The sequence below is a fragment of the Methylobacterium sp. Leaf118 genome, assembly GCF_920984675.1.
Taxonomy (GTDB): domain Bacteria; phylum Pseudomonadota; class Alphaproteobacteria; order Rhizobiales; family Beijerinckiaceae; genus Methylobacterium.
The window spans coordinates 1-2,965 of sequence record NZ_CAKLBV010000125.1 but is presented as its reverse complement, the minus strand read 5'-3'; the positions used below and the strand labels follow the sequence as shown (position 1 = coordinate 2,965).

Here is a 2,965-nt window from a genome sequence, read left to right as displayed (position 1 = left end):
ACCTCCGTCCCAGCCGTAGGTCACTGGTTCACAGAGCAGCTTGCAAGCAGACGTTCCTGGCTTCTGCAAAGGGTCGGAAACAGTCCCCCGCACGATCAAGCTGACAAGTTTTGAGCCTGACCCATGACCGGCCGAGAACCTGAGGCTGGCCGATCCGTGTTTTCATCGCAAGGGAGTCGGCGGGTCCCGACGGATCAATCGACCGCCACGCTTAATGTACATCGGCCCTTCTGAGGCGCGCGAGAAAAGCACCATTACCGATACGAGCGCCGCCGCCAGCATTACCGCCAAAAAAATTTCGAACGTCATAGATACCCCCTGCTGAGCTTTGCCAGCCTGAAGCGATTTTCAATTCGGGGGTACTCGGCGCAAGCCTGTCAGCACGAAAACGCACAAAAATGCGTGCGGTAAATTGCTGATGGTGTGCTGAGGCCACACGAATGGCCCCCACGGTCGATGTGGCCGCTTAATCCACGGGTACATTGATGGGGGCAATGCCCAAGAGTCACTTGCCGCAGTGTCGCCACGAGAGCAAAAGCCTGCGAAACGGGCGGTCTGCGTATGATTTGGGCGAGGAAACGCATTGCGAGCGATGAATTGCGGTCTATCGAGTTGCTGTTCCGCGATCAGGTCGCAGCCTTCGATGAGCATAAGCAGATGATGTTAATTAAGGTCGATGAAGATTGGCCGATGATAACGGTGTTTGTATCCATTCTCAGTGAGGGACTTCTCTCTTCCTACTACGGTTTCGATTTTTGTCCCAGATGGGAGCTTCCCTCAGCACCTACTCTTTTAGCTGGATGCCGGATACGCTTCTGCCGCGTATTTGACGGCGCTTAGGCGGGGCCGACCTTGGGTTCCACCATTCCCCAACGGCCAGTGCAGACCATCTCTGCGACGATGTTGGAGCGCGGCATCAACATCAGCCACCAGGGTGTGGCCGATGTTCTCGCCCGCCAGGGAGATCGACGGGGGCGATGCCACCCCTACAGTGTACGATGTCAAGCGCGACAGCTTTCGCGATCGTCCCCCATCTAGGGGATGCGATGCGGCGCATGAGTTGCGAATGAGCCCCCTGACTGGGGAAAATTGTACGATGCCGTACCAAAATCGATCAGGGCGCAAACCTCTTGGTCGGCATGATGCGTGGATCGGACGCCGTTCAGTCAAGACGGCACAGGCGATCCGGGGATCACGTCGCACGCTAACTCGTAAGGCGACCGATACCGCGAAGGCCGTCAACGACAACGCCCAACAATCACAGGATTGATGCACACAGCGATGCTGGGTCGATATCGCCGAGCAGCACGCTGACGAGTTCTACTTCTTGGGCGGGCTGACATACGACTGCGGCATCAAGATCAGCCACCAAGGCGTGGCCGAAGTTCTGGCCCATGCCTCATCGTGGCCGCTACGAGCGTCGAGGCTGCTCGGCGCCCGCCTCGATCATTGAGCAGATGCGGGAGGCCATGTCGTCCATCGCAAACGGCTTGGTCATCACCGCCATGCCCGGTTCGAGCTTGCCTTTGCCCAGCAGGGCGTTCTCCGCGTAGCCGGTGATGAACAGCACCTTGAGGCCCAGACGCGACACGCGGGCGGCGTCCGCCATCTGACGGCCGTTCATGCCGCCGGGCAGGCCGACATCGGTGACGAGCAGATCAATCCGCACGTCGGATTGCAGTCAAGGCTGGAACTTCACCTTCCGAGGCCGCCCGCGCCCGCGATAGCTGCCATTCGCCTTCTCCTCCGCCCTTGAGGCAGCGCGCTGCCGCTTTTTTCTTTCCCGGTCCTTCGCCAACTTTTGCTCCTCGCGTTCACTAGCCGTTGCTTCGTCTGCGGCAGGCGTCATCGTCGTGTACCGGCCTTTCGGTTCCGGACGCGCGACCTCCATGATGCCCGCCTCGGCGACCGGGATCACCTCCACTCGCTCTTCGACCGTGATGCCCTCGCGGACGAGATAGGTGGCGAGCGCTTCAGCCTGATCCTGGCTGTAAAGGTAGACGTCATAAGAACCTTCGAAGCGCGGATCGCGGATGGCGCCGCGCATCACGAACTGAATGATGTCTTCCTGCTCGCGCGCAACCGAGACGGTGCCCTCATCCAAGTTGAGAAGCTCCAAAAGCGGTCGTTCGGCGGGTTGCGCCTTATTCGAGTAGACAAACGCGCATGCCGTGTGACGCCGCAGCGCGTTCGTCCCGGCTTGTCGAGGCTCGACAGCATCACCTCCGAAGCGATGCCTGAAGTACGCTTTGGCCTCGTGGTTGGACGACCAATACCCCTTGAAGCCGATCTGCTGGAGGTGCTCGGAGACGCGCACCAAGCAGAGGCTACCATCGTCCGTCTGCCACCACATCGTTGAGCCGGGATGCCGCGCGAAATAGCGGATTGTGACGCGCGGTTTCGCGCGGGGCGCCAACGTAGGCGGATCGAGCCGTTCAAAAGCCAGTTCGTCGCCATGGATGAAAACGCAGGCGTGATACAGCATGCTGCGGAAAAACCCGGCTCCCGTGATCGCGACGGAGGTGCAGCAGCGCAGGCTCGTCGGTGTCCAGATCGACCACCAGTGTACTTGCCTGCCATGGGCGCGTGCGTCTTCCCACGCCGAGAGATCGACGAAAACGGCGCGGTAAGAGTTCGTGGTGGCCTTGTGGAAGGCAGCGAGCGGCCCCGCAGCGTCGGTCCGGTACTCGCTCGGCTTGACGGGATCGACCCCCGGACGGGGTACGACCTGATGCCAGTTATCGTGCCCGGTCGGCTCCAGGTCGTACAACGTGCTTAAGGCGAGGAACGAGATCGTAGCCGGGAAGGCACTTGTGAGAACGGCGCCATCCGGAACTTCGTCGATGCGGACATGCCAACCTGCGAGCTTTTCCGGACCGAGGAGGAACAACCCTTCGTGGGTGATGAGGAGGACGCAGTGCGCGCTGTCGGCATGGTCGCGAACAGCCTCCTCGATCCTGCGCAC

2 protein-coding genes and 1 pseudogene are annotated in these 2,965 nt (G+C 60.5%); all 3 read right to left on the bottom strand.

Annotation, left to right across the window (positions count from 1 at the left end):
- Positions 1-1,258: 1,258 nt before the first annotated feature.
- A complete protein-coding gene (locus LW587_RS23775; protein ID WP_232632040.1) occupies positions 1,259-1,396 on the bottom strand; it encodes a hypothetical protein in 138 nt (45 codons plus the stop codon).
- Positions 1,397-1,411: 15 nt separating this feature from the next.
- Positions 1,412-1,681 (bottom strand): annotated as a pseudogene (locus LW587_RS23770) (hybrid sensor histidine kinase/response regulator); the annotation flags it as partial.
- Positions 1,682-2,965: hypothetical protein (locus LW587_RS23765; protein WP_232632039.1), on the bottom strand; the 1,284-nt coding region annotated here is incomplete at its 5' end. It abuts the pseudogene before it with no gap.

Coding starts and splice junctions, on each gene's coding strand:
- LW587_RS23775 (WP_232632040.1), bottom strand. CDS start 1,396: ATGGGCCAGAACTTCGGCCACGCCTTGGTGGCTGATCTTGATGCCGCA.